Origin of the sequence: Burkholderia sp. Ax-1719 (genome assembly GCF_011753055.1) — a bacterium.
GTDB lineage: Bacteria > Pseudomonadota > Gammaproteobacteria > Burkholderiales > Burkholderiaceae > Paraburkholderia.
Genome location: NZ_VWWJ01000001.1, coordinates 435,883 through 459,806 on the forward strand (window position 1 = coordinate 435,883; position 23,924 = coordinate 459,806).

Annotated in this window: 16 protein-coding genes and 1 tRNA gene; 12 read left to right on the plus strand and 5 right to left on the minus strand. The window is 61.4% G+C overall.

Annotated features, from left to right (window positions below):
* The first annotated feature begins 398 nt into the window (after positions 1–398).
* Together F3J17_RS01900 and F3J17_RS01905 are read left to right on the plus strand one after the other, a co-directional pair.
* Positions 399–2,579 (plus strand): TonB-dependent siderophore receptor, encoded by a 2,181-nt coding sequence (locus F3J17_RS01900; RefSeq protein ID WP_167053241.1) that lies wholly within the window; start codon positions 399–401, stop codon positions 2,577–2,579.
* Positions 2,580–2,798: 219 nt separating this feature from the next.
* Positions 2,799–3,161 carry a hypothetical protein gene (locus tag F3J17_RS01905; RefSeq protein WP_167053243.1) on the plus strand — a complete coding sequence of 121 codons (363 nt, stop codon included), beginning with the start codon at positions 2,799–2,801 and terminating at the stop codon, positions 3,159–3,161.
* Between the two features lie 34 nt (positions 3,162–3,195).
* Here F3J17_RS01905 and F3J17_RS01910 read toward each other — a convergent pair whose 3' ends face one another.
* Positions 3,196–4,017 carry a helix-turn-helix transcriptional regulator gene (locus F3J17_RS01910; RefSeq protein WP_167053245.1) on the minus strand — a complete coding sequence of 274 codons (822 nt, stop codon included), beginning with the start codon at positions 4,015–4,017 and terminating at the stop codon, positions 3,196–3,198.
* Positions 4,018–4,268: 251 nt separating this feature from the next.
* On the opposite strand from F3J17_RS01910, the gene F3J17_RS01915 reads away from it, so the two are divergent.
* The 6 genes from F3J17_RS01915 to F3J17_RS01940 all read left to right on the plus strand — a co-directional run bounded on the left by F3J17_RS01915 (position 4,269) and on the right by F3J17_RS01940 (position 12,812).
* A complete protein-coding gene (locus F3J17_RS01915) occupies positions 4,269–6,431 on the plus strand; it encodes a TonB-dependent siderophore receptor (protein ID WP_167053247.1) in 2,163 nt (720 codons plus the stop codon).
* Positions 6,432–6,462: 31 nt separating this feature from the next.
* Positions 6,463–7,371, plus strand: a complete 909-nt coding sequence (locus F3J17_RS01920) for an ABC transporter substrate-binding protein (protein ID WP_167053249.1) — start codon at positions 6,463–6,465, stop codon at positions 7,369–7,371.
* Entirely contained in the window at positions 7,368–9,398 is a 2,031-nt protein-coding gene (gene fhuB / locus F3J17_RS01925; protein WP_167053251.1) for a Fe(3+)-hydroxamate ABC transporter permease FhuB, read from the plus strand. Before F3J17_RS01920 ends, fhuB begins: the two co-directional genes overlap by 4 nt.
* 19 nt (positions 9,399–9,417) lie before the next feature.
* On the plus strand, positions 9,418–11,058 hold the full coding sequence (locus F3J17_RS01930) for a cyclic peptide export ABC transporter (protein ID WP_167053253.1): 1,641 nt from the start codon (positions 9,418–9,420) through the stop codon (positions 11,056–11,058).
* Positions 11,059–11,193: 135 nt separating this feature from the next.
* Positions 11,194–12,000 (plus strand): hypothetical protein, encoded by an 807-nt coding sequence (locus tag F3J17_RS01935; RefSeq protein ID WP_167053255.1) that lies wholly within the window; start codon positions 11,194–11,196, stop codon positions 11,998–12,000.
* Between the two features lie 155 nt (positions 12,001–12,155).
* On the plus strand, positions 12,156–12,812 hold the full coding sequence (locus tag F3J17_RS01940; RefSeq protein ID WP_167053257.1) for a TetR/AcrR family transcriptional regulator: 657 nt from the start codon (positions 12,156–12,158) through the stop codon (positions 12,810–12,812).
* Here the strand turns inward: F3J17_RS01940 and F3J17_RS01945 are convergent.
* On the minus strand, positions 12,769–13,812 hold the full coding sequence (locus tag F3J17_RS01945; protein WP_167053259.1) for a LysR family transcriptional regulator: 1,044 nt from the start codon (positions 13,810–13,812) through the stop codon (positions 12,769–12,771). The two genes, F3J17_RS01940 and F3J17_RS01945, sit on opposite strands and share 44 nt — an antisense overlap.
* Before the next feature lie 376 nt (positions 13,813–14,188).
* Between F3J17_RS01945 and F3J17_RS01950 the strand changes: the two genes are divergently transcribed.
* The 4 genes from F3J17_RS01950 to F3J17_RS01965 all read left to right on the plus strand — a co-directional run bounded on the left by F3J17_RS01950 (position 14,189) and on the right by F3J17_RS01965 (position 20,714).
* A complete protein-coding gene (locus tag F3J17_RS01950) occupies positions 14,189–15,400 on the plus strand; it encodes an efflux RND transporter periplasmic adaptor subunit (protein WP_167053260.1) in 1,212 nt (403 codons plus the stop codon).
* A gap of 11 nt (positions 15,401–15,411) precedes the next feature.
* Positions 15,412–18,561, plus strand: coding sequence for an efflux RND transporter permease subunit (locus F3J17_RS01955; RefSeq protein WP_167053262.1), 3,150 nt, complete (start codon positions 15,412–15,414; stop codon positions 18,559–18,561).
* Positions 18,558–20,027, plus strand: a complete 1,470-nt coding sequence (locus F3J17_RS01960; RefSeq protein WP_167053264.1) for an efflux transporter outer membrane subunit — start codon at positions 18,558–18,560, stop codon at positions 20,025–20,027. Before F3J17_RS01955 ends, F3J17_RS01960 begins: the two co-directional genes overlap by 4 nt.
* A gap of 75 nt (positions 20,028–20,102) precedes the next feature.
* Entirely contained in the window at positions 20,103–20,714 is a 612-nt protein-coding gene (locus F3J17_RS01965; RefSeq protein WP_167053265.1) for a TetR family transcriptional regulator, read from the plus strand.
* A 219-nt stretch (positions 20,715–20,933) separates the two neighbouring features.
* On the opposite strand, the gene F3J17_RS01970 is transcribed toward F3J17_RS01965, so the two are convergent.
* The 3 genes from F3J17_RS01970 to F3J17_RS01980 form a co-directional block, all read right to left on the minus strand.
* A tRNA-Met gene (locus tag F3J17_RS01970) sits at positions 20,934–21,010 on the minus strand.
* A 120-nt stretch (positions 21,011–21,130) separates the two neighbouring features.
* Positions 21,131–22,207: an alpha/beta hydrolase gene (locus F3J17_RS01975; protein WP_167053267.1), complete on the minus strand. Its 1,077-nt coding sequence runs from the start codon at positions 22,205–22,207 to the stop codon at positions 21,131–21,133.
* A complete protein-coding gene (locus F3J17_RS01980; RefSeq protein WP_240160717.1) occupies positions 22,204–23,889 on the minus strand; it encodes a bifunctional 3-(3-hydroxy-phenyl)propionate/3-hydroxycinnamic acid hydroxylase in 1,686 nt (561 codons plus the stop codon). The genes F3J17_RS01975 and F3J17_RS01980 overlap by 4 nt, the downstream gene beginning before the upstream one ends.
* Between the last annotated feature and the right edge of the window lie 35 nt (positions 23,890–23,924).

Genomic DNA, 23,924 nt, shown 5'->3' on the forward strand with positions numbered 1-23,924 from the left:
CAGTCTCTTTGATGCCGTTGACTGGGTGGGTAAGGGACGATCTGACCGTGAGAGTTGCAACTTCATCTGATGCGAGCGGACTGCGGGCGAGCGAGGGCCGTTGTGCCGTCAAGCGCGCCCGTACGGATCGATACCCCGATGGCCTGACGTCCGCCCGCCGACCACAGCCCGCCGTTCATCGGTCACGTTCTGACGCTCCTTCGGCAGATGCGTCTTCCACGGCTTGCGCATATTCGTGCGCCCTCGGCGTGACGTAGTCCGCCATCCGCAAGCCACGTTGGGCAATGCCCGTGTCTGCGCATTTCTATACGCAGCAAACAGCCTGTCAGCTTTAACGCTGACCGGTTGCCATTTACGCAATCACGCTACGACTATTCAACCGAATAAGAATAACCGCAATGAAAAACCAGAAAAAACGCAGCGATTCCCGGCGCCTGACAAGCATGCCGCGACGATTCGAACTGACTTCCGTCGCCCTCGCTGCCGCGCTGATTTTGTCTGGCAAAGTGTATGCGCAGGAGTCCTCCATAGTGAATGGAACGGATGGCAAGGCCGTCGCGGGCGCAGTGCTTCCGGCCGTATCCGTCAATGCCGCCGTCGAGGCGGATGCGACAACCGAAGGATCGGGTTCCTACGCCGCGAAAAATGCGACGATCGCGGGAAAGGCGGCGCAGTCGCTACAGGAAACGGCTAATTCGGTATCCGTCGTAACGAGCCAGCGTATGGCTGATCAGAACATGGTGACGCTGGAAGATGCGTTGCAGTACACCACCGGCATCAAGGCCGTCTCCTGGGGGACATCCGCCTATTACTCCGCGCGGGGCTATCCACTCGGGATCGAATACGACGGCGTTTCTCTGTTCAACAGCATTCAGTACCAACCCCAGCTGGATCTTGCTTTCTATGATCGAGTGGAAGTATTCCGGGGACCCGCGGGTGTCATAGACGGTATTGGCAATCCTGGCGGAACAGTCAATATGGTCCGCAAGCGTCCGCTGGATACATTCCATGTATCGACGGAAACGCAGGTGTCTTCTTTTGGAGGCGTGCGGCAAAGCATCGACATTACCGGTGCGCTGAACAAGGAGGGGACGCTGAGGGGCCGTGCCGTGATCGTTGGCTCGGACGAACACCAGTCCATTGATCGTTACCGCAAAAAGGAATTCGGCGTTTACGGCATCCTTGAATATGACATCGATCCGCGTACTACGATCGCGCTTTCTGCCGCGCATCAGGTCAATGCAGATTCTGATTATGACTACGGCGTCGGCGGAATGAGCAACGGTGCAAGATTGCCGACATCGTGGACACAGAATTTCGCGCCGGGCTGGAACTACACTCGCAATACGATCGACGAAGTCAGTCTGAATCTGGCGCACCGTTTCGACAATGGCTGGAAGTCCAGTACGAGTTTGTTGTATCGGCACGAAAGCACCAACGCCACGGATGCCTATCCGCTTGGCGCAACGGGCACGAATCCCTATGAACAGTCCTATTATGGCGAAGTCAATCGGATCGGTTATAACTCGCTGGGATTCGACACCAACGTATCCGGGCCACTGCATCTTTTAGGCAGAGACCATACGCTCACCTTCGGTGCAAGCTATAGCCAGAACACCAAGGTGCAGGGTTATGGCGGAGAAAGTCTGGGCACGTGGAACGTTCTGGATGCTGAAAATATTCCGAAACCGGACGACCTCGTACCTTCGTACTCCTACTATCACTACCAGCAGGGCGGTGTATACGGTCAGGCGCGTTTTCAGATCACGGCGCCTCTTGCGGTGACCTTGGGCGCGCGCGGTATCTGGTATCAGGAAACCAGCCGCACGGAAGGCAGCGACTGGAGCACCCAGTCCCGTATCAATGGCAAGTTCGTTCCCTACGCTGCCATTACCTACGATATTCTTCCGCAACTGACCGCCTATGCGAGCTATTCCTCGGTCTTTGCGCCGCAGACTGGCACGACGTCGAGCGGCGCCGCGCTGGCGCCACAATCGGGTAAGCAATACGAGGCCGGCTTCAAAACCAGCGCCCTCCATCATCGCCTGAATGCCAGTGTGGCCGTCTTCCGCATCGACAACGACCACTATGCGATCAGCGATCCGGATAATCCGAATTACTCTGTCGATGCAGGGCGGGTGCGCAGCCAGGGTTGGGAAGCGGAAGTCAATGGTGAGCCGCTGCCGGGCTGGAATATCTATGCGGGCTACACGCTGCTGAATACCGATTATCTGTCCGGCGGAACGTCGACCGGTGAGTCCTATGACGCTGAGGAGCCGCATAGCCTGTTCAAGCTGTGGACGACGTATCGCTTCCAGCAAGGGATGCTGCGCGGATGGATGATCGGTGGCGGCATGCTGGCGCAGACAGCGACGAGCAGAGCCACGGCGCAGTATGAGACAGGCGGATATGCCGTCTATAACGCGCAGATCGGCTATAGCTTCAACAAACACACGTCGGCGACGATGACCGTGAACAACCTGTTCGATCGACGGTACTACGCGCGAACAGTGGGAACCTATTTCTCCCAGTTTGGCGATAGACGCAATGTCATGTTGACGGTTCGAACGGACTTTTGATCAGTAGCGCGGCGGACCTCGTCAAATATGGCGAGGTCCGTGCGTTATGAGAGGTCATGTGCGGAAAAAGGCTAACAGCGACGAAGTCGCAAAGGTTGGCGCCGCGTCGCCGAGGTGACTTATATAATTGTCAGCAGGCAACAGTGAGCGCATAGTCGATGTGCGCGCAACGGTTGCCGCGATAATGAATATCCAAGGTCCACGGAGGATGCGAGCACAATGCTCGATTCTGCAAATTACACCAGGAGCCCAGGCGACCGGATCGGCAAGGCAAAGCGTGCCTTTATCGTGCACGGGTCGCTGCTTCTTTCATTGCTCGAAATTGCAGTCATCGTTTTCCTGTATCAGACCCGCTTCCAGACGCTGCCGTTCACCTCATTCATGGCGGCAATGGTCAAGACCGCTTTGATAACGGGCTCGATTTCGCTATGCGGCCTGATCTGGAGCGCTCGCCTTGTGCGCCATGCGAAGCAGCACGCCAGGCTGACTCAAGGTTCGGCGATCGTTGCAATCTGCATTCACGGTTTCCTGAGTATGCCCGCGTACATATGGTTGATGGTTGCAGCGTCGCACTATCTGTAGGGCGCCACAACGACCGCTATGAGCGGCCATCGCGCTATCGCACGGGCGAAGCGTCAACCTGTTCGAACCCGCTACGGTTGCGCAGAAAGCGTTGCGGCGTTTCTCCCATCGCGCGCCGGAACATCGTGATAAAGGCACTGGAGTTGCGATAGCCGAGTTCTGCGGCAATCGCAGACACCGCCATGCCTTTCGCCAGCCGCGCGATCGACTCCACCAGTCGCAGGCGCTGACGCCATTGCCCAAAAGTCAGGCCCGTGTCGTCCTTGAAGGCGCGCTCCAGCGTGCTTTCGCTCGCGCCCACGCGCATCCCCCAGTCGTTCAGCGGTGTGTTATCCGCGGGCGTGTCCATCAAATGGCCGCAGATCTGTTGCAGGCGGCGGTCCTTCGGCAACGGCAGCAGGCCTTCGGACGCCAGTTGGGCCTCATGCATTTCCTGCAGCAGCAGCGGATCGATCAATGCGGAGCGGCGCTCGGGATAGCCGTTCTGCTGGTCGAGCGCGAGTGCGCTGACCAGCGCATGCAGCAAGGTAGAAATCATCAGCACATGGCAACTGTCTTCCTTGCGCGGCGCGACATCGACTTCGAAATAGACCGTGTACATCTCCACCGGACTGACCGCCTGCAATTCGTGCGCGACGAGCGGCGCGATCCACAAGCCGCGGTACGGGCCGAGCGTCCACGCGCCGTCAGGCGTAATGACGCGCAGCACGCCATGCGTCGTGTAGACGAATTGGGGTTGCGTGTGCGAATGCCAGCTTTCGAAGTCACCCGATTCGAAGTCGGTTCGCTTCGCAATGACGGGACGCTTGAGATGCCGCCGTTGCGTCCCACCGATGCGGTGCCAGATATCGCTCATTTGTGAATTTCAGGAAATGATGCCGCGAAACCGTCAAATTTCGCCGGTTTCGCGTAGCAAATTGACAGGACGTTGGCAAAGCTTCGACCGTATTCTATCGTCCGTCTGCCGAATCACAAATGCCAATCGAAATGATTCGTATTTGTAGTACGGAAAATTGAATAAACTTGAACAGGGTGCAGCAGATGAATCGGGGATGGGGCAGCGAGGTATCGAACGGGATAGTTTGTGGTGCGGGCAAAGCGCGGCGAATGAAAGTGCGAACGATCACGACGGTGGTGGCGCTGGCGATGGCGAAGATCGCCAGTGCGCAGACGGCGGCGCCGCTGACGGCATCCGATGCGGCGGCCACGCAATCCGCCAACCAGTTGCCGGCCGTGGTGGTGAAGGGTGCGCGCGATGCCGAAACCGCCACTGGCCCGGTGGTCGGCTACGTGGCAAAACGCAGTGAAGCCGGCACCAAATCGGATACGCCGATCATCAAGGTTCCGCAAGCGATCTCGGTGGTCACGCGCGACCAGATGGACGTGCAGGGCGCGCAGAGCGTTGCGCAGGCGTTGCGCTACACCTCGGGCATCAATCCCGAGCAGCGCGGCACCAATACCGATTCGCTCGAATATCTCTATGCACGGGGTTTTCTCGTCGACGAATACTGGAACGGCTTGCGTACGCCCGGCCCGAATGGGGGATTCGGCTACAACGTCACGAGTTTCGATCCGTACATGTTCGAGCGCATCGAACTGCTGCACGGTCCGGCCTCGGTGCTGTATGGCCAGGGCTCGCCTGGCGGTACGGTCAATCTCGTGAGCAAGATGCCCACCGCGACGCCTTACCATGAGATCGGTCTGCAAACCGGCAGCTACGGCCGCATCCAGGGCTTCTTCGACATGAGCGGTCCGATCGACAAGGACGGCAAGGTGCTCTATCGCCTGACCGCAGACGGCTTCAACACGGGCACGCAGACCGATTACGTGAACCAGCAGCGCTTCTCGATCGCGCCGACCATCCAGTTTCGCCCGACCCGAGACACCACGTTCACGATCTTCGCGAATTACCAGTCGGATCCCGAAGCGGGCATCTACAACTCGGTGCCGTACACCTGGAAGAGTCGCAGCGAATATCCGGGCGAGCCCACCTGGGACAGCTTCCGCAAGACCCAGGAGTCGATCGGCTATCAGCTTGAGCACCGCTTCAACGACGTGTGGTCGTTCAAGCAGAGCTACCGCTTTATGCGCAACACCCAGACGATCCAGTACGCCGGCAACGACGGCTTCAAGTCGGGCACGGACACGCTCGCGCGCAGCGCTTACCTGAACTACGGCAGCGTGAATTCGAATACCGTCGATAACCAGTTGAACGCGAAGTTCAACACGGGCGCGTTGAAGCACAACGTCACGGTGGGTATCGACTATCAGAACCTGCAGTTCGACCATTACTTCTACGGCAACCTGACGACAACGCCGGGCCTTTCGCAAAGCAATCCAGTCTACGGGCAGACCATTCCGTATCCGGGCTTCATGTTTGCGACCTCGAACGCCACGACGATCAAGCAACTGGGCGCTTACGCGCAGGATCAGATCGATATCGGCAAGTGGTCGTTCCTGCTGGGCCTGCGCGAGGACTGGACCAACGAGGATGTGACCTCGTACAAGACCGGCGCGACCACCACGCAGTTCAACCGCGCCTTCACGTGGCGCGCGGGCGGCACGTACCAGTTCGACAGCGGCATCGCCCCGTATTTCAGCTATTCGCGTTCGTTCCAGCCGCAGGTCGGCACGACTTATAGCGGCGCGGCGTTCGCACCGATGACGTCCGAGCAGTACGAAATGGGCGTGAAGCTCCAACCGAGGGGCTATAACAGCTTCGTCACGGTGTCGGCGTTCCATCTCACCGAGAACAACGTCGCGACCACTGATCCGCTGCACAACGGCTTCAGCGTGCTGACCGGCCAGATCCGCTCGCAGGGTTTCGAGGTGGAAGGTCACGCGAGCCTGTCGAACAACCTGCAACTGATCGGCAGCTATACCTACACCAACCTGCTCAACACCAAAAGCAATTCGGCGATCCTCGGCAAGGTGCCGGTGGGCATTCCGCGCAATACGGCTTCGCTGTGGGCCGACTACACGGTGTCGGCCGGGCCGCTCGCGGGCCTGCTGTTCGGCGGTGGCGTGCGGTATATCGGCGGTTCGTATGGCGATACGGCGAACAGTTTCATGACGTCTTCGGCGACGCTGGTGGATATATCGCTGCGCTACGACCTGGGCCGCCGCTTCTCGGCCATGCAGGGCTGGACCACCTGGCTGAACGTGTCGAACCTGCTCGACCGAAAATATTTCGCCTCGTGTACCGGCGCGAACTACTGCTACTGGGGGCAGGGTCGTCTGCTGACGGCGGGAGCGAAGTATCAGTGGTAAGGCTGCCGGTTCTTCTTTCAGGTTCGATGCAATGAAACGCCGGACCTTGCTCGCCGCCCTGCTGGGCGGCGCGTTGCTCGACTTCATGAGCGCCGGCGCGCTTGCGCGGGACGCCGTGCCGCGCCGCGCGATCGTGCTCGACTGGGGCCTGGCGGAGTTGATGCTCGCGATCGGCGTCGTGCCCGTGGGCATGGCGAATACCGTGGGATTTCGCCGCAATTTCAAGGCTTGCCCGGTGCCGGATCCGGTCGTCGATCTGGGCCTGATGTTTCAGCCCAATATGGAACTGATGCTCGCGCTCAAGCCTGACCTCATTGTCATTACGCCTGCTCACGCGTCGATGCGCGGCGCGCTTGAACGCCTCGCGCCGACCGTCACGCTCGGCCAGTTTCGGGCCAGCCCCACGCCGTACACGGGGGCCTGCGAGGAAACGATGCGCCTTGCGCATCTGTTCGATCGCGAATCACAGGGTGCAGCCGCCGTGCTGAAATCGCAGCGTGCGATTGCAGCGGCGCGCGCGAGGCTCGCGGCGCTGCCGGCATACGCGAACGGTAGCGCCGCGCCCATCTACCTGACACGCTTTATCGACGAATCGCATCTGCGCGTGTTCGGCGCGCGCAGCCTGTTCGGTGAACTGCTGGGACGACTGGGGTTGCGCAACGCGTGGGGCCGCGCGGACAGTGCGTCCTCCGCGATGATCGGCTTCGATGCGCTCGACGCCGATCATCGTGCGACGCTCGTTCATGTGGGTGCGCTGCCTGCCATGACAGCGTCGATGATGCAGACGAGCCGTGTCTGGCAGGCGATGCCGTTCGCACGGCCAGGCCGCATGACGGGTATGTCCGACACGCCCGCCGAGGGCGGGATCCTGAGCGCCGCATCCTTCGCGCACGCGCTTGTCGATGCGTTGTCCTCGCTGCCTGCAACGGAGGCCGCATGAGCGTGGCGAGAACGGCACTGTGCGTACCGAAGCCCCGCACGCCGCTATGGCCGGTTAGCGCGCTATACGCATTCGCCATCCTGCTGTTCGTGCTGCGCCTGGACGCGCAGCTTGCCCCCGCATTCTGGTGGCAGGCGCTCGTGGCTCCGGCGAACGCCGATGTAGCGCAACTGCTTGTGCACTACGGCGAAATGCCACGCGCGGCCGTCACGCTGCTGTGCGGCGCGGCGCTTGGCCTGGCGGGCGCCGCGACACAGCAGGTGTTGCGCAATCCGCTCGCCGAACCGATGACGCTCGGCGTTTTTTCGGGGGCATGGCTGGCGCTTGCGCTCGCCACCGTTTTCGCCCCGTTCCTGCTCGTGGACGGCCGTGATGCGGTGGCGCTCGCGGGCGGGGCGGTGTCTCTGGCGGCCGTGTTCGCGCTGGCCGCGCGGCGCGGCATGTCGCCGCTCGCGCTGATCCTCGCGGGCATGATCGTGAACCTCTGTGGCGGGGCGTTCTGTCTCGCGTTGGCCATCTCGCACTACGACCTGCTGAGCGGTCTGCTGGTATGGGGTGGCGGTTCGTTCGCGCAGCACGACTGGCAGGTGGCGAGAGCACTGTCGCTGCGTTTCGCGGCGTGCGCGCTGCCCTTGCTGCTGTTGTGGCGGCCGCTGGCCGTCTTCGATCTCGGCGAGACGGTCGCGTCGAGTCTCGGTGTCTCGATGCGCGCTACGCGCAGCCTGACGCTCGGCATCACATTGCTCATCGCGGCTTTCGTGGTGAGCGCGGTGGGCGTGATTGGCTTTGTTGGATTGTCGGCGCCAGCGGTGGCGCGGCTCGCGGGCGCGCGTCGCCTGCGCGGACGCATGATCTGGTCACCGCTGACCGGCGCGGCCTTGCTGTGGCTCGCCGATCAGGTCGCGCAACTTTGCACAACCCGATTCGGCATGATGATCCCTACCGGCGCCATCACGACGCTGATCGGCGCGCCGATTCTGCTGGTGATGCTGCGTCGCCTGCGCGGTCGTCCCGATCTCGTGCGAGCAGACTCGCGGCACAGCATGCTGTTTGCGCCGCCGGGTTTGCGCGTCGTCGCGCTCTTGAGCCTGCTGTCGCTGGCGACGGTCGTGGTCGTTTCGCTCACCCTCGGACGCGGTCTCGCAGGCTGGCATCTGGGCGACGCGCGTGAAACGCTCGCGCTGCTGTTCCTGCGCCTGCCGCATGTCGTGGCGGCGGCGGGCGTGGGCGTGCTGCTCGCGCTCTCGGGCGCGCTGGTGCAGCGTATGACCGGCAATCCGATGGCGAGCCCGGATCTGCTCGGGGTATGCGCGGGCGGCGCGCTCGGCCTGACGGGCGCATTGTTCCTGACCGCCCACCCAGGCCTGCCGACCTTTCTGGTCTGGTGCGCGGGCGGTTCGATGCTGACGCTGGGCGCGCTCGTGCTGATTACGCGCGCCTCCTCGTTCTCGCCCGACACGCTGATCCTCGCCGGCATGACGTTGAGCGCGGCGTTCCAGGCCATCTCCGTGATCGCCGTGTCGAGCGGCGATCCGCGCGTCATCGTCCTCTACAACCTGCTGGCGGGATCGACCTACAACGTCGGGCCGACGATGGCCGCGCTCGTGGCCGGCTGTGCGCTGCTCGCGCTGGCGGCCGTGCCGCTGTGTCGGCGCTGGCTCGAAATTTTGCCGCTCGGCGATGCGGTTTCGGTGGGGCTCGGTGTGCGCATCGGCCGCGCGCGTCTGGGCCTCCTGATGCTAGGCGCGCTGATGAGCGCGATCGCCACGCTCGTGATCGGGCCGCTGTCCTTCATCGGTCTGATGGCGCCGCACATGGCTCGCATGCTCGGAATTCGCCGCGCGATGCCCTTGCTATACGTGGCTGCCGCGTTTGGTGCGACGCTGATGATTGCGTCGGACTGGCTCGGCCGCTGGGTGTTGTTCCCGCAGGAAATGCCGGCTGGCGTGATGGCCACGCTGCTCGGCGGACTTTATCTGATCCTCACAATGTTCCGGCGTCCGGCGCAAGATCGGCCCGGTTCATGACGTACTCCAAAGGAGTCTCATGTCTTTGCTTTTCAAGCTCGCGCGCCATTCGCGCCTGACCTTGCTGGTTGCGCTTGCAACGAGTCTCGTGAGCGGTTTTGGCAACGCGGGCCTCGTCGCGCTCATCAATCAGGCGCTGTCGGCCAGCAAAACGCAGCTCGCGCATCTGGGCGCGCAGTTCGTCGTGCTCGGCGTGGTTGTGCTAGTCACGCGCACGCTTTCGCAAACGCTCTTCATGAGCCTTGGCCAGCGCGCCAAGGCAAACCTGCGCATGCAGACGATCCGCCGTCTGGGCGACGCCTCGTTCCGGCATCTGGAGCAGCAGGGCGCGTCGCGCTCGCTTGCGGTCCTCACGCAGGACCTCGATGCGATCGTGATGCTGTTCGTGCGGATGCCCGCGCTGGCGATGCAAAGTGCCGTCATCATCGGATGTCTGGCCTATCTGAGCGTGCTGTCCTGGCAGATTCTGCTCGTCGCCATCGTGACGATCGGCGTGGGTGCTGCGGGCTTTCGCGTTGCCAATGGGCGCGCGCTTTTTCATTTGCGCGCGTCGCGCAAGCGCGAGGACGATCTGGTTCGGCACTTCCGGGCGCTATTCGACGGCGCCAAGGAACTCAAGCTGCATCGTGCGCGCCGCGCTGCGTTCATCGATGACACCCTGTCCACCAACGTCGAAGCGGTGCGCGTGCAGCGCACACGCGGTTATGTGCTCTATGCGGCGGCGGCGAGTTGGGGCAGCTTCATTCTGTTCGCTTTCATCGGCATCACGCTGTTTGTGGTCGCGCTGCGCTATCCCGTGAATCCGCATGTGATGTCGGGATACGCAATGGTGTTTCTCTACATGATCATGCCGATCGAATCGCTATTGTCGGCGATTCCGAATATTGGCACGGCACGCGTTGCGCTTGAGCGCATCGAGCAGGTGAATGCCGAACTGCCGCTCGAAAAAGGCATGGACGCACCCGTCACGCGAGGTTTCGAGCGCATCGTGCTTGAGGGCGTCACGCACCGCTATTTCCGCGAAAAGGAGAACGAGGTTTTCACGCTCGGGCCGATCGATCTCAGCTTCAGGCCTGGCGAACTGATCTATCTGATCGGCGGCAATGGCAGCGGCAAGACTACGCTTGCGAAGATGATCGTGGGTCTCTATGCGCCTGAAACCGGTCGGATTCTGGTCAACGGCGCAAGTGTGGACGAAGGCAGTCGTGACAGTTATCGCCAGCTTTTTTCTGTGGTGTTCAGCGACTTCTTTTTATTCGACAGCCTGCTGGGGATACGTTTCGATGGTCTTGACCAGACCGCACAGGATCTGCTCAGGCAACTGCAACTCGATCACAAGGTTCGCATCCAGGACGGCACGTTTTCCACGCTGGACCTTTCGCAAGGGCAGAGAAAGCGCCTTGCGCTGCTGGTTGCCTATCTGGAGGACCGGCCGTTCTATCTGTTCGACGAGTGGGCCGCCGACCAAGACCCGCTATTCAAGGACGTGTTCTATCGCACGCTGCTCCCCGAATTGAAGGCAAAGGGCAAGACGGTGCTCGTCATCACGCACGACGACCGCTATTTCCATCTGGCCGACCGTTATATCAAGCTGGAATACGGCCAACTGGTGGAAACAGGCGTGGGCGCGAATCTTCGCGTGCTATCTGCGAACGGCTAATCCCGTCGGGCAAACGGGCAAGCGGCGTTCATATGAGGCGCCCCGGACGCGTGCTGGCGACCGGGCAACCCATTAAAGGCCGACCCTATATTGCCGTTAACAGATAGCTGTGCCCAAGGAATGAGAGGATGGGGAGTGGATTACAGCAGGAAAAGAACGGGAATTAACGCAGTGGTGGTGATCGTGGGATGTTCGTTGGTGGCTCAGGTAGCCAATGCTATTGCGCAGACCAAGGTTAATCCCGGCGCGCAAGTTCATAACGTTCAGGTGCACCACGCTCAGCCATCCCGTCATCCGATGGTTATGGCGCGGTCACACGAACACCGAAGGCCTGAGCATCTACGACACTTCGAGCGCTCGAAACACGAGCAGCGCACCGAACACGAGGAACGCGCGAAACGCAAACGAGAGGTGACGGCCCACTCGGGCGGCCGCAGAAATATTCATCGTGTGCGGATGCGCAAACACCCGGTGCATCACGGCGAGGTCAGCTACGTTCAACGGGCGCCAGCCGTGCAAGAGTTGTGGTCCACCCAGACCCAGCGCGCTCCCACGTGGGTCCTGCCGCAAGTCTGCGATCAGGTGTTGAACTACACCGGCGCGTGCCAACCAGCGGTTCTGGAGAGTTTGAAAGTGCTCGGCCTCCAGGTGCCGAACGTGGAAGACCGAGGGCAGATGGCCCAGCATCTCCAATCAATTCTGGATCGCCAGGGGTTGGAGCGGGTGCAGGCGCAATGCCAGGCGCTATTGCTTGAAGATCAGCGAAAGATCAACGGGCTGCAAACACTGTTGGCTCGAGCACATGTCGTCCCTTCGGATGACTGCTCTCAGGAGATCCGGAATCTGGCGAACCAGGCTACTGTTGCCCAGACGCCGTCCGCGTCCGTTGCTACAGGTGCGTCTGACGTCGCTCAGGCACCCGTGGCCGCTTCCGGACAATAGAGCGACAGCTGCAGAATCACTTCGGTCACGTTGGCAGAGAAGCGACGTGAGGTCAGGCGTGCGGCAATTCGTGCTTTCGCTCAAGCGTTGACGGAGACTCGGGAATTCGCATTGCTATACTCGCGGGCATATGAACTTCAGAGAATCCGTTCAACATGGCTGCCTCAAACGGGCGATCCAGATCGCCAGGTGAAAAGCGTAGCAGAGGGCGTCCTGCAGGCAGCGCGCTGAGTGGCTTCGATTCGCTGCTTCGCGGCGCTCGTCAGATGTTCGCGACGCAAGGTTACGAAGGCACGAGTGTGCGTGAAATTGCGCGACTCGCGAGCGTCGATCCAGCGCTCATGTCGCATCATTTCGGGTCGAAGGAAGGCTTGTGGAAAGCGGTGGTGGAGCAACTTTCCCAACAGCTCAGCCCGTTGATCGAAGCCACGGAGCAACTGCAGTCCGCACGCATGTCGGCGCGCGAGCGCATCAAGCAGGCGCTGACTCTCTTCATCGATTTTGTCCTGGAAGACCGCTATATCGGCATGTTTTTCTCGACGGCGACCACGGAGCAGGGCGAGCGTCTGAATGTGCTGATCGAAGGTTTGATGCGACCGTATCGCAACGCATTCGTCCCGCTGCTAGTCGATGCGATGGAGGCGGGCAAGCTCAAGCCGCACGATCCCGATTTGATGCACTACATGATGGTGAATGCGATCAGCAATGCCGTGTCTTATAGCCACGTGCTGTCGAAGTTTTCCAATTTGCCCAATGAACCTGAGGCATTCAGGCAGTCTGTGCTTGAAATTGCGCTTGGTATTTTCCGTTAGCGCCCGCGCGCGGCGTGCGCACGCGTTGCTCGGTGGGAAAGTGAGCGGCCGTCGCGACTGATCGTATGGTCGCCACGTCCTCCACGGATTCTGCACGAATGGATTCGCGCAGTCCGTGCGCCGACGCCACGAGATGATCGATAAACGTCCGCACCTTGGCGGGCAGATGCTCGCGGCTTGGATACACGACACTGATGGACACTGGCGGTGTCGCGTAAGCGGGCAACACCACATTCAATACCCCTTCCGCAATATCCTCACGGGCGATCGCCATAGGAACAAAACCTATTCCGACGCCTGCCCGGATCATCTGCATGAGCGCGTCGATGTTGTTGACCAGCATCGCGGGTTTCTGTTCGAGCCGGAAGCGCCCTTCGGGGCCTTCCAGCTGCACATCGCCGGTCGCGGCATGCCGCGCGGCCATCGCAATGTACTCGTGATTGACCAGTTCGCCCGGACGAGCAGGCGTGCCGCAACGCGCGAGGTACTCGGGCGACGCACACGCAATCAGCGGCTCGTCCCATAACTGCCGCGCAATGACGCTGGTCGAGGACAGCGTGGCCGTGTCGACGAGCGCGACATCGTAGCCATCGTTGATGAGATCGAACGGCTGATCGACGAGATCCAGCGCGATGCGTACCTGTGGAAACTGTCGGTTGTATTGATGCAGCCAGGCCGCCAGGTGGCGCCATGAAAAGAATGCAGGCGCCACGATGCGCAGCTTGCCGACAGGCTGATGCGCGAGGCTGGCAAGCGAGCGCTCGCAATCGTCCAGATCGTCGATGAGCTTGCTCATGCGCTCGAAATACAACTGGCCGACCTCGGTGAGCGACACGCTGCGCGTGCTGCGTGAAAACAGCCGCGTACCAAGCTGTGTTTCCAGCACTTTCACATGACGGCTGAGCATCGTACTGGAGACGTTCAGCTTTGTTGCCGCGCTGGCGATGCTCCCCGAACGCACGACTCCAAGAAAGGTGCGAATCGCTTCGAGTTGGTTCACCAGAATTCCCCAATGCAGATGCCTTGATCGAGCCTGAGCGGCCCGTAACGGGCTTGCTTCGACACTATATTCAACGTGTGTTGAATATTCTCATTCTGGGTGAATGGCACTCAAATGTCAACATCGCCCCTTCAAATCCTGACATCGACTTCTAACGTTGCAGGTCATCAACGGTGCTTTTCGTGTGCGCCGGTTGACAGCTTGCGCGGCAAACCCCTATCATCCGCAAAATTCAACGAGTGTTGAATATGTGCGTGAATGATCCGTTGACGAAGGTGTGAGTGCTTTGATTGCCGGGAATGGTCCTAAGAATTGCGCTGGTCCGATGATGTCGGGCGGGGCGCATGGAGTCGATGAAATTAATATGGATAGCGAAATGAATCACCGTCGAAGCGCGGCCTCGGAAAGCCGTGGCGCGCTGGCGACGCGTACTCTGCTGATTGCCTGTTCGGTGGCGGGAGCGTTCGTGCTGGCGGGATGTGACAAGCCGCAGCAAGCCGCCGCACCGATGACCGAAGTGGGCGTGGTCACGCTGGCCGAGCAACCCGTCACGTTGAAGGCCATGCTACCGGGGCGCACCAATGCCTGGCGCGTGGCGGAAGTACGGCCTCAGGTGAACGGCGTCATCAAACAGCGTCTGTTCACGGAGGGTGCGGACGTTCGTCAGGGTCAGCAGCTCTATCAGATCGACGACGCGCCGTACCGCGCGGCCTACGACAAGGCGCAAGCCGTACTGATGTCGGCGCAAAACCTTGCTGAACGCGACGCGAAACTCGTGGCAGACAATGCCGTGAGCCGTCAGCAATACGACGACGCCATGTCCGCATACCGGCAGGCACAGGCCGATGTGGAAACCGCCAAGGTCAATCTGGACTACACGCGCGTCTATGCACCCATTTCCGGGCGCATTGGTCGTTCCACCATCACCGAAGGCGCACTGGTCACGAGCGGCCAGACACAGGCACTCGCCGTCATCACTCAACTTGATCCGATCTACGTGGACGTCACGCAATCGTCCACCGATTTGCTGCGGTTGCGCAAGGAACTCAAGAGCGGGCAGTTGCACACGACGGGTTCGGGAGACGCGAGCGTCGGTCTGGCGATGGAGGACGGCACGGCCTATGCCCAATCGGGCGCGCTCAAGTTCTCCGAGGTCACGGTCGATCAAGGCACCGGCTCCGTCACCGTGCGCGCCGAATTCCCGAATCCCGATCACGAACTGCTGCCCGGGATGTTCGTGCGCGCGTCGCTGGACGAAGGGACGCGCAACGCGGCGATTCTCGTGCCGCAGCAGGGCGTGTCGCGTGATACGACCGGCAAGCCGGTAGTCTGGGTAGTGAACGCGGACAGCACCGTGCAGCAGAAGCCGATCAAGGTGGACCGCACCGTTGGCAACACGTGGCTCGTGAACGAAGGTTTGCAGGCCGGCGAGCGTGTTGTAACCGAAGGCGTGCAGCGTCTTCAGCCCGGCATGAAGGTGGTGGCGAAGCCCGCGTCGAACGTGCACGTCGATCTGGGGCTGGAGACCAGGCAAACAGCGGAAACAACGCAATCAACGTCTGCCGCCGCGCAGTCCAACGGTAGCTAGGCGGAGCGGTCATGTCCCAGTTCTTTATCAAACGGCCCGTGTTTGCATGGGTCATCGCCATCATCATCATGCTGGCGGGCTATCTGGCGATCCGCTCGTTGCCGGTCAACCAGTATCCGAATATCGCCGCGCCTGCCGTGTCGATTCAGGTGACGTATCCGGGGGCTTCGGCGCAAACCGTGCAGGATACGGTCGTGCAGCCGATCGAGCAGCAGCTCAACGGGCTCGACGGCCTGCGTTACATGTCGTCGGAAAGCGATGCCGACGGCAGCATGACCATCATCGCGACCTTCGATCAGGGCACCAACCCCGACATCGCCCAGGTGCAGGTGCAGAACAAGCTATCGCTCGCCACGCCGCTGTTGCCGCAGGAAGTGCAGCAGCAGGGTATTCGCGTCGTGAAGTATCAGATCAACTTCATGATGGTGGTGGCGCTGGTGTCCGAAGACGGCAAGATGTCGGTGGGCGACCTCGGCAATTTCCTGGCTTCGAATCTGCAGGACCCGATTCTACGCACCAAGGGCGTGGGCGATTATCTGCTGATGGGTTCGCAGTACGCCATGCGCATCTGGCTCGATCCGGCAAAGCTCGATAGTTACTCACTCACGCCGCAGGACGTGACGACTGCGATCCAGTCGCAGAACGTACAGGTTTCTTCAGGACAGCTTGGCGGTTTGCCCGCGCGCGGTGGCGTGCAGTTGAATGCCACGGTGATCGGCAAGGTGCGTCTACGTACCGCCGATGAATTCCGCAATATTCTCGTCAAGGTCAACACGGACGGATCGCAGGTTCGCCTGGGCGATGTCGCTACCGTGAGCCTCGGGCCGGAAAACTACTCGATTTCCAGCCTCTACGACGGCAAGCCTTCTGCCGGCATCGCGCTGCGTCTGGCCACGGGTGCAAACCTGCTGGAAACGGTGCAGGCGGTCAAGACGCTGCTCAAGGAGAAGGAGCCGCTGCTGCCGCCGGGCGTCAAGATCGTGATTCCGTACGACACGTCGCCGGTCGTGCATGCGTCGATCCATGAGGTGGTGAAGACGCTGCTGGAAGGCATCGTGCTGGTGTTTCTCGTGATGTATCTGTTTTTGCAGAACATTCGTGCAACGTTGATACCGACGATGGCCGTGCCGGTGGTGCTGCTGGGCACCTTTGGCGTGCTGTCGGCCTGCGGCTTCACGATCAATACGCTGACGATGTTCGGCATGGTGCTGGCGATCGGCCTGCTGGTGGACGATGCGATCGTGGTAGTCGAAAACGTCGAACGCGTGATGGCCGAAGAGGGGCTGAGCCCCAGGGAAGCGACCAAGAAGTCGATGGGGCAGATCCAGGGCGCGCTCGTTGGCATTGCGCTGGTGCTTTCCGCCGTGTTCCTGCCGATGGCGTTCTTCGGCGGCTCCACGGGCGTAATCTATCGCCAGTTCTCGATCACGATCGTTTCCGCAATGGCGCTTTCGGTGCTGGTCGCGCTGGTGTTTACGCCTGCGCTGTGCGCGACGATTCTCAAGCCGGTACACGGCGGACACCACGAAAAGAAGGGTTTTTTCGGCTGGTTCAATCGCACGTTCGATCGTGGCGCAGCGCGCTATGAAGGCGCGGTGGCGTCGATTCTCGGCAGGAAGGGGCGTTATCTCTTCATCTATGCCGTGATCGTGGTGAGCATGGGCACGCTTTTCACCCGCATTCCCACGGCCTTCTTGCCCGACGAAGATCAGAGCCTGATGTTCGTGCAGGTGCAGATGCCGGGTAATGCATCGGCGGAACGCACGGAAGATGTACTGACCCAGGTGCGCAACTATCTGCTGAAAGACGAATCCGGCGTGGTTTCGGATGTATTCACGGTCAACGGATTCAATTTCGCCGGACGCGGCCAGAATTCCGCGCTTGCATTCGTGCGACTCAAGCCGTGGGAGGAGCGTACGGGCGAGCACACAGGCGTGGCCGAACTGGCGCAGCGTGCGCATGGCGCGTTTTCGAAGATCAAGGATGGCATGGTGATTCCGATCGTGCCGCCGGCAGTGCTCGAACTCGGCAATGCGCAGGGCTTCGATATTTATCTGCAGGATGATACCGGCCAGGGACATACAGCCTTGATGGCGGCGCGCAATCAATTCCTGCAGCTTGCGGCTCAAGACCCGCTGCTGGTGAATGTGCGTCCGAACGGCATGAACGACGAGCCGCAATTCCACGTCGATATCGACGACGAAAAGGCCCGTGCGCTCGACGTGAGCATTGCCGATATCAACGACACCATGACCGCCGCCTGGGGTTCGCAATACGTGAATGACTTCGTCGATCGCGGCCGTGTGAAAAAGGTCTATGTGCAGGGTATGCCTGGCTCGCGGATGAGCCCGGAGGATCTGAACCGCTGGTATCTGCGCAACGGGCAGAATCAGATGGTGCCGTTCTCGGCGGTCGCGGATAGTCACTGGGAATTCGGCTCGCCGAAGCTTGAGCGTTACAACGGCATTTCGGCAGTCGAATTGCAGGGTCAGCCTGCGCAGGGACATAGCTCGGGCGAAGCGATGGCTGAAGTGCAGAAGATCGCAGCGCAATTGCCGAAGGGATTCAGCGTGGCGGTGACGGGCCTGTCGTATGAAGAGAAACTCTCGGGTTCGCAGGCGCCAGCGCTCTATGCGCTGTCGATCCTGATCGTGTTCCTGTGTCTCGCGGCGTTGTACGAAAGCTGGTCGGTGCCATTTTCAGTCCTGATGGTCGTGCCACTCGGCGTGATCGGCGCGGTGGTCGCAACGCTCGCACGCGGTCTCACCAACGATGTGTTCTTCCAGGTGGGCCTGCTCACCACGGTCGGGCTGTCCGCGAAGAACGCGATTCTGATCGTCGAATTCGCCAAGGATCTCTACGAGCGCGAAGGCATGCCGCTCGCGAAAGCGGCGGTGCACGCGGCACGGATGCGCCTGCGGCCGATCATCATGACGTCGATGGCGTTCGTACTCGGCGTGTTGCCGCTGGCGATCTCGCACGGCGCGGGTTCGGGCAGCCAGCACTCGGTCGGCACGGGCGTGATGGGCGGCATGTTGACCGCGACCTTCCTGGCGATTTTCTTCGTGCCGATGTTCTATGTACTGGTCACGGGCTTCTTCGCGCGCCGCAAGTCCGCGCAGGCCGAAGACGCCGATGTGACCGAAGAGGTGGATGCATGAAGACCCTGAAACTGGCGGTTTTGCCCGCACTCGTGATAGCGGCCGGCTGCACGATGATTCCGAAGTACCAGCGGCCCGAGCCATCGGTTGCATCGCAGTACGATGTAACGGCGCAAACGCAGGCGAATGCGCCGCTGGCCGCCGATATCGACTGGCGCGACTATTACACCGATGCGCGTTTGCAAAAGCTGATCGGCCTGGCGCTGGCGAACAACCGCGATCTGCGCGTAGCGATTCTCGACATCGAATCGGCGCGTGCGCAGTACCGCATCCAGCGCGCCGATCTGCTGCCGACGCTTTCGGCCAGCGCAAGCGGCTCGCTCCAGCGTCTGCCTGCCGATGTGTCGACAACGGGGCAGGCGGGGGTGACGCGCAGCTACAGCGTGGGCGGCGTGGCGTCGTACGAGCTGGATCTGTTCGGACGCGTTCGCAGCTTGTCGGTGCAGGCGCTGCAAAGCTATCTGGCCACCGCCGAAACGCGCAAGGCCACGCAGATCAGCCTGATTGCGGAAGTGGCGAATGCCTGGCTGACCCTGCAGGCCGATCAGGCGCTCAAGGTGCTGACGGCGAATACCTTGCTGAACCAGCAGGCCTCGCTGAAGATCACGGAATCGAGCTATCGCAACGGCGTGGCATCGCTGCTCGATCTGCGGCAGGCGCAGACATCCGTGCATACCGCGCAAGTCAATCTCGCGCAGTATGAGCGGCAGGTGAAGCAGGACGTCAATGCGCTGACGTTGCTGGTGGGTGCGCCGCTGGACGCCGATCTCGTCGCGCCCGAAGCACTCGTTGCGATCAGGCTCAATGAAAATCTGCCCGCCGGATTGCCTTCCGATCTGCTCACGCGTCGCCCCGACATCATGTCGGCGGAGCATCAGTTGCTGGCGCAGAACGCGAATATCGGCGCTGCGCGTGCGGCCTTTTTCCCGCGTATTGCGCTGACCGCGAGCGGCGGCACCACCAGCGCTTCCTTGAGCGATCTGTTCAATCCGGGCAGCGCGGCGTGGTCGTTTGGGCCGTCGATCTCCATGCCGATCTTCGACTATGGCCGCAACAGCGCCAATCTGGCGGTCGCGAAGGTGAATCGCGATATCGCGGTCGCAACGTACCAGAAGACAATCCAGACGGCGTTCCGCGAGGTCTCGGATGCGCTCGACGGACGCGCGACCTGGGCGCAGGAGGAAAGCGCGCAGCGTGAACTGGTTCAGGCGAGCCAGTCGGCCTACGACCTGTCCGACGAGCGCTACCGGCAGGGTGTGGATGGCTACCTGGATGTGCTGGTGAATCAGCGTTCGCTTTATGACGCGCAGCAGAATCTCATCAAGATCCGGCTGTCGCGCATGAGCAATACGGTGGATCTGTATCGCGTTCTGGGCGGCGGCTGGACTGAGGCCGCCGCACCTATCACACCCACCGCACCTATCGCGGCGGATGCGAACGCAGCTTCGCGTCCGCATGTCGACTGACGCAGCGGATCGATGCATGACCTTCAGGTCATGCGCCTTCGATTCTTGCGAGCCATATCATTGAGGGAAGAGGCTGTGAAGCGTACGCGCGAACAGGCGCTTGCCACACGAGCGTCGCTTCTAGAGGCAGCCGCATTCGTGTTCTACGAAAAAGGGTTTCCCGGTGCGACGCTCGCCGATATTGCAAAGCATGCAGGCGTGACGCGGGGTGCGGTGTATGGACACTTCACCAACAAGGTTGTGTTGCTCGACGCGGTTTTCGAGGCAGCCGTGCGGCCGCTCGATCCGTTTATGGTGAACCTTGCGTTGCGCAAGGACTTTTCTATCGAAGGGCTGATTGCGGAGATCAGGCGCTGCTGGCGTGAAGCAACGGATGCGCCTCACACTGTGCGCATGTATGCGCTGGTCTATCACCTGTTCGAAAATGCTGCGGAGGCGGCGCAGCTCTTCGAGCGCGTCGAGCGGGCGTGCCGCGACTCGGAAAATCGCTTCGAGGAGTGGTTACGCCGCGCAATGGCGGATGCCCGTTTGCCGCCTTCATTTGACGCGCACACAGGCGCGCGCGTTATTCATGCCACGCTGAGCGGACTGTTGCGCCGCTGGCTGCTGAATCCGGCGGAGCGCAATCTGCCGGAAACCGAAGTGGGCAAAATCGTTCGAGCGATTCTCTTGCACCGCAGTGACTGAGTGTCGTTCTACCGTGGTATGTCCCTTGCGATTTGTCCCTTGAAATCCGGATCAAAAGCCATTCTTTGACGGCCTTGTCACTGACCGATTCGTGACGTTGTTCGCCATCACCACAATCGCGCTCGGACTTTCGAGCGGCAAGCGCAAGAAGCGCTCAAAGGCCCAGAAACGCAAAAACCCGCCTAAGCGGGTTCTTTGATACTGACGTCATGCTGGAATTGGTTGCGGGGGTAGGATTTGAACCTACGACCTTCGGGTTATGAGCCCGACGAGCTGCCAGACTGCTCCACCCCGCGGCGCGAATTGTACCGGCATGACGGGCTTAGCGCAACCCTTCGCCTTCTTTGGCCTCTTTCACCTCGATTTCCCTCTCTGAAGGATTGGTGGTGGCGTTCGCGTCGGTGTCTTGTGGCGCTTCAAGCCCGACCGCCTCCAAGCCTGCTGGCAAACCAGTCCGCCACGAAGGCGGTGCGCTCGGCAGCGTGGTTATAGATCGTGTGCTCGCCGTCCTCCCAGATTCGCAGGGTGGTGTCGGCGCTGTCCGCTGCGTCGAGGAAGGGGCGCTGATCTTCCAGCTTCACGAGTGGATCGGCGCCGCCGTGCAGCACGAGCACAGGGCAGGCAATGCGATCGCGCTCGGGGCGAAAACTCATGCGTTCAAAGTTTCTGCGGATTGCGTCCTCGTTGTCGGTACCCAGCATGGCGGCCGCCTGTTCGGCAAACGTGCGAAAGGGCAGAAGTGTCGGCTTCGCCAGACCGCCGTTGACACAGCAGGCACGAATGCGGGCATCGGCTGCCGCGGTGCGGGCCGCCCACAGTCCGCCCACGCTGTTGCCCCAGATGCCCGGTTGCCCCAGCGACGCGTCGTTCAGAATGAAGCTGATGAACTGGCTATATGCGGCCTCCAGGTTCACGTCGACATGCACGCCTTGATGCATACGCGTCTCGCCCTGGCCAGGTCCTTCGGCCAGCAACGTAGCGAGTCCGCGTCTGGCCAGTGCGCGGGCGATTGGCAGGTAGGCCACGCCCCAGCCGCTCTGGCCGCCAAACACCAGCACGGTGCCAGCTGCCCGCTGCGAACGCGGCCGCATCAGCCAGCCGACCAGCTGGCTTTGCTCGAAAGGCACTTCGACACGCGTCATGCGGCCCTCGGACCAATCGCACAGGCGTCGAGTCGCGCCAACCAGTTGATCGTAGAGCGCGCGCTTGCGCGCATTGTCGTGGTTGAACGCCATCTGCGCGAAGAGCAGATCGGCAAGCGCAGCCGCCTGGGCCTCGGTGGCGGTCACGCGGCAACCCGCATCGGCAGCCTGCGCTGCCCGATCGAGCTGGGCCTGCGCGAGCGTTTCGGCCACCTGGTCCCATTGCTCGCCGGCGCTGGTGCGCTGAAACAACGCCTGGGCATCGGCGAATTCCATGCCGCAGTCCAGCAGGCGGGTCATCGGCATCGCGCGCTGGTAAGCGAGCGTGGCGGAAGTGAGTGCGTCGTTCATGCTGCGCGCTCCTTCGACGAATGTTGGGGAGCGTCGTTGCGTTGCTCGTCCTCGATCCAGTGCAATTTCAGGCGCAGATCGTCGACCAGCGCCGCCAGTTCGCTCACGTGCGGCACCGAGCCGAAGATCACGAAGTCCGGTCGGCCAATGTACGCGCCGATACCATGCTGAGCCATAAAGCCGGACATCTCATCATCCAGTTCGATCACTGCGCCGGACACCTGCTCATCGTCGGACAACACCACGACGCGGCAGCCGAGTTGAGTCAGAAACGCGCGCTGGCCAGGGTTGAGGAATGGCATCGGGTCTGCGTGCGCGACCAGCAGAAAGCCATTGCCCACCACCTCGTCGAGCCTGCCCTCGCAATTCCCGCGTCGTACGCGTGCCTGCGGCCCGGGCATCCCGGTAGAGGCGAGCAGGCTGCCATCGGCCTCGTGGTGCACCACGCCGTTCTCGACCTTCGGAAAGGGCGGCATCGGCGGCATGGCGCGAGCACGGAAGGCCTCATCGCGGGCGGCGGCTTTCTGCAGGTCGTCTTCGTTCGTCACCTGGCCGAGAAATAACGACATCTCCATGATCTGCTGCGCGTGCGGCCGGCGCTCCGCTTCGTAGCTGTCCAGCAGGGCGGCCGATGCGCGGCCGCTCAGAACCAGATCCAGCTTCCAGGCGAGATTGATGCCGTCGCGCATACCGGAGCAAGCGCCTTGACCCATGTACGGCATCATCGCGTGGGCGGCGTCTCCGCCTAGCAGCACATTGCCTTCGCGCCAGCGCTCAGCCATGCGGGTCTGGAACGTATAGACCACGTTGCGCAGGAATTTGAAGTCTTCGGGACCGACGCCGTACTTCTCCCGCAGCCAGCGCCAGCCCGTGGCCGGGTCTTCCCATTCCTCGATGCTTTCGCCATCCAGCAGGCGCACTTCGAAGCGCGTGCGGTTGTCGCCGATCGGCATGTACATGTGGCCGCGGGCCGGGTCGCAGAAGATGGTCAGCAGCTTGAAGCGTTCGGCGGCGTCGGAGATATTCTCCGAGTCGAGATTGAGCCAGCGGTGCTTGTGGCCAAAGTCGTTGCGCTCGATGCCGAGGCTGCGGCGCACGAAGCTGTTGGCGCCGTCTGCGCCGATCACGTAGCGGGCGCCGAAGGATTTCGCCGGCTCAGCCCATTGGCCGTCTTTCGCCGCCTGCGCGCCATCCTTTGCGGTGTTGGTGCGCTGAATCGCCACCGTGACCCCGTCGTCGGTCTGTTTGAGGAACACGGCTTCCCAGCCGCGCAGCAACTCGACATTCGGCAGCGTAGCGACGCGGTCGTGAATGGCGTCCTCGATGTCGGGCTGATAGATGGAATTGTGCGCCGTGTAGCCGCATTGCTTGCCCTTCCACTCCAGTTCGAGCAGCAACTCTCCGGCGGCGTTGACGTAGTGGTAGGTATGCAGCGCAAGCGAATCGCGCATGGCCTGATCGATGTCGCCGCAGGCCTGGACGATGCGGGCAGTTTCGCCGTCGATATGCGTCAGGCGCGGCAGGCCATACATGGTGGGCCAGCGTTCGACCACCACCACACGGTAACCCGCCTGGCCCAGCAGAGAAGCCGCCACCAGACCGGTTGGGCCATAGCCGATGACGGCCACGTCATAGAACGCCTGCACGTCATCGGCAGGGTTGTGTTGTTGATTCGACATCATCGTGTCTCCTTGCATGTATTTATGTAAAGCGCCGC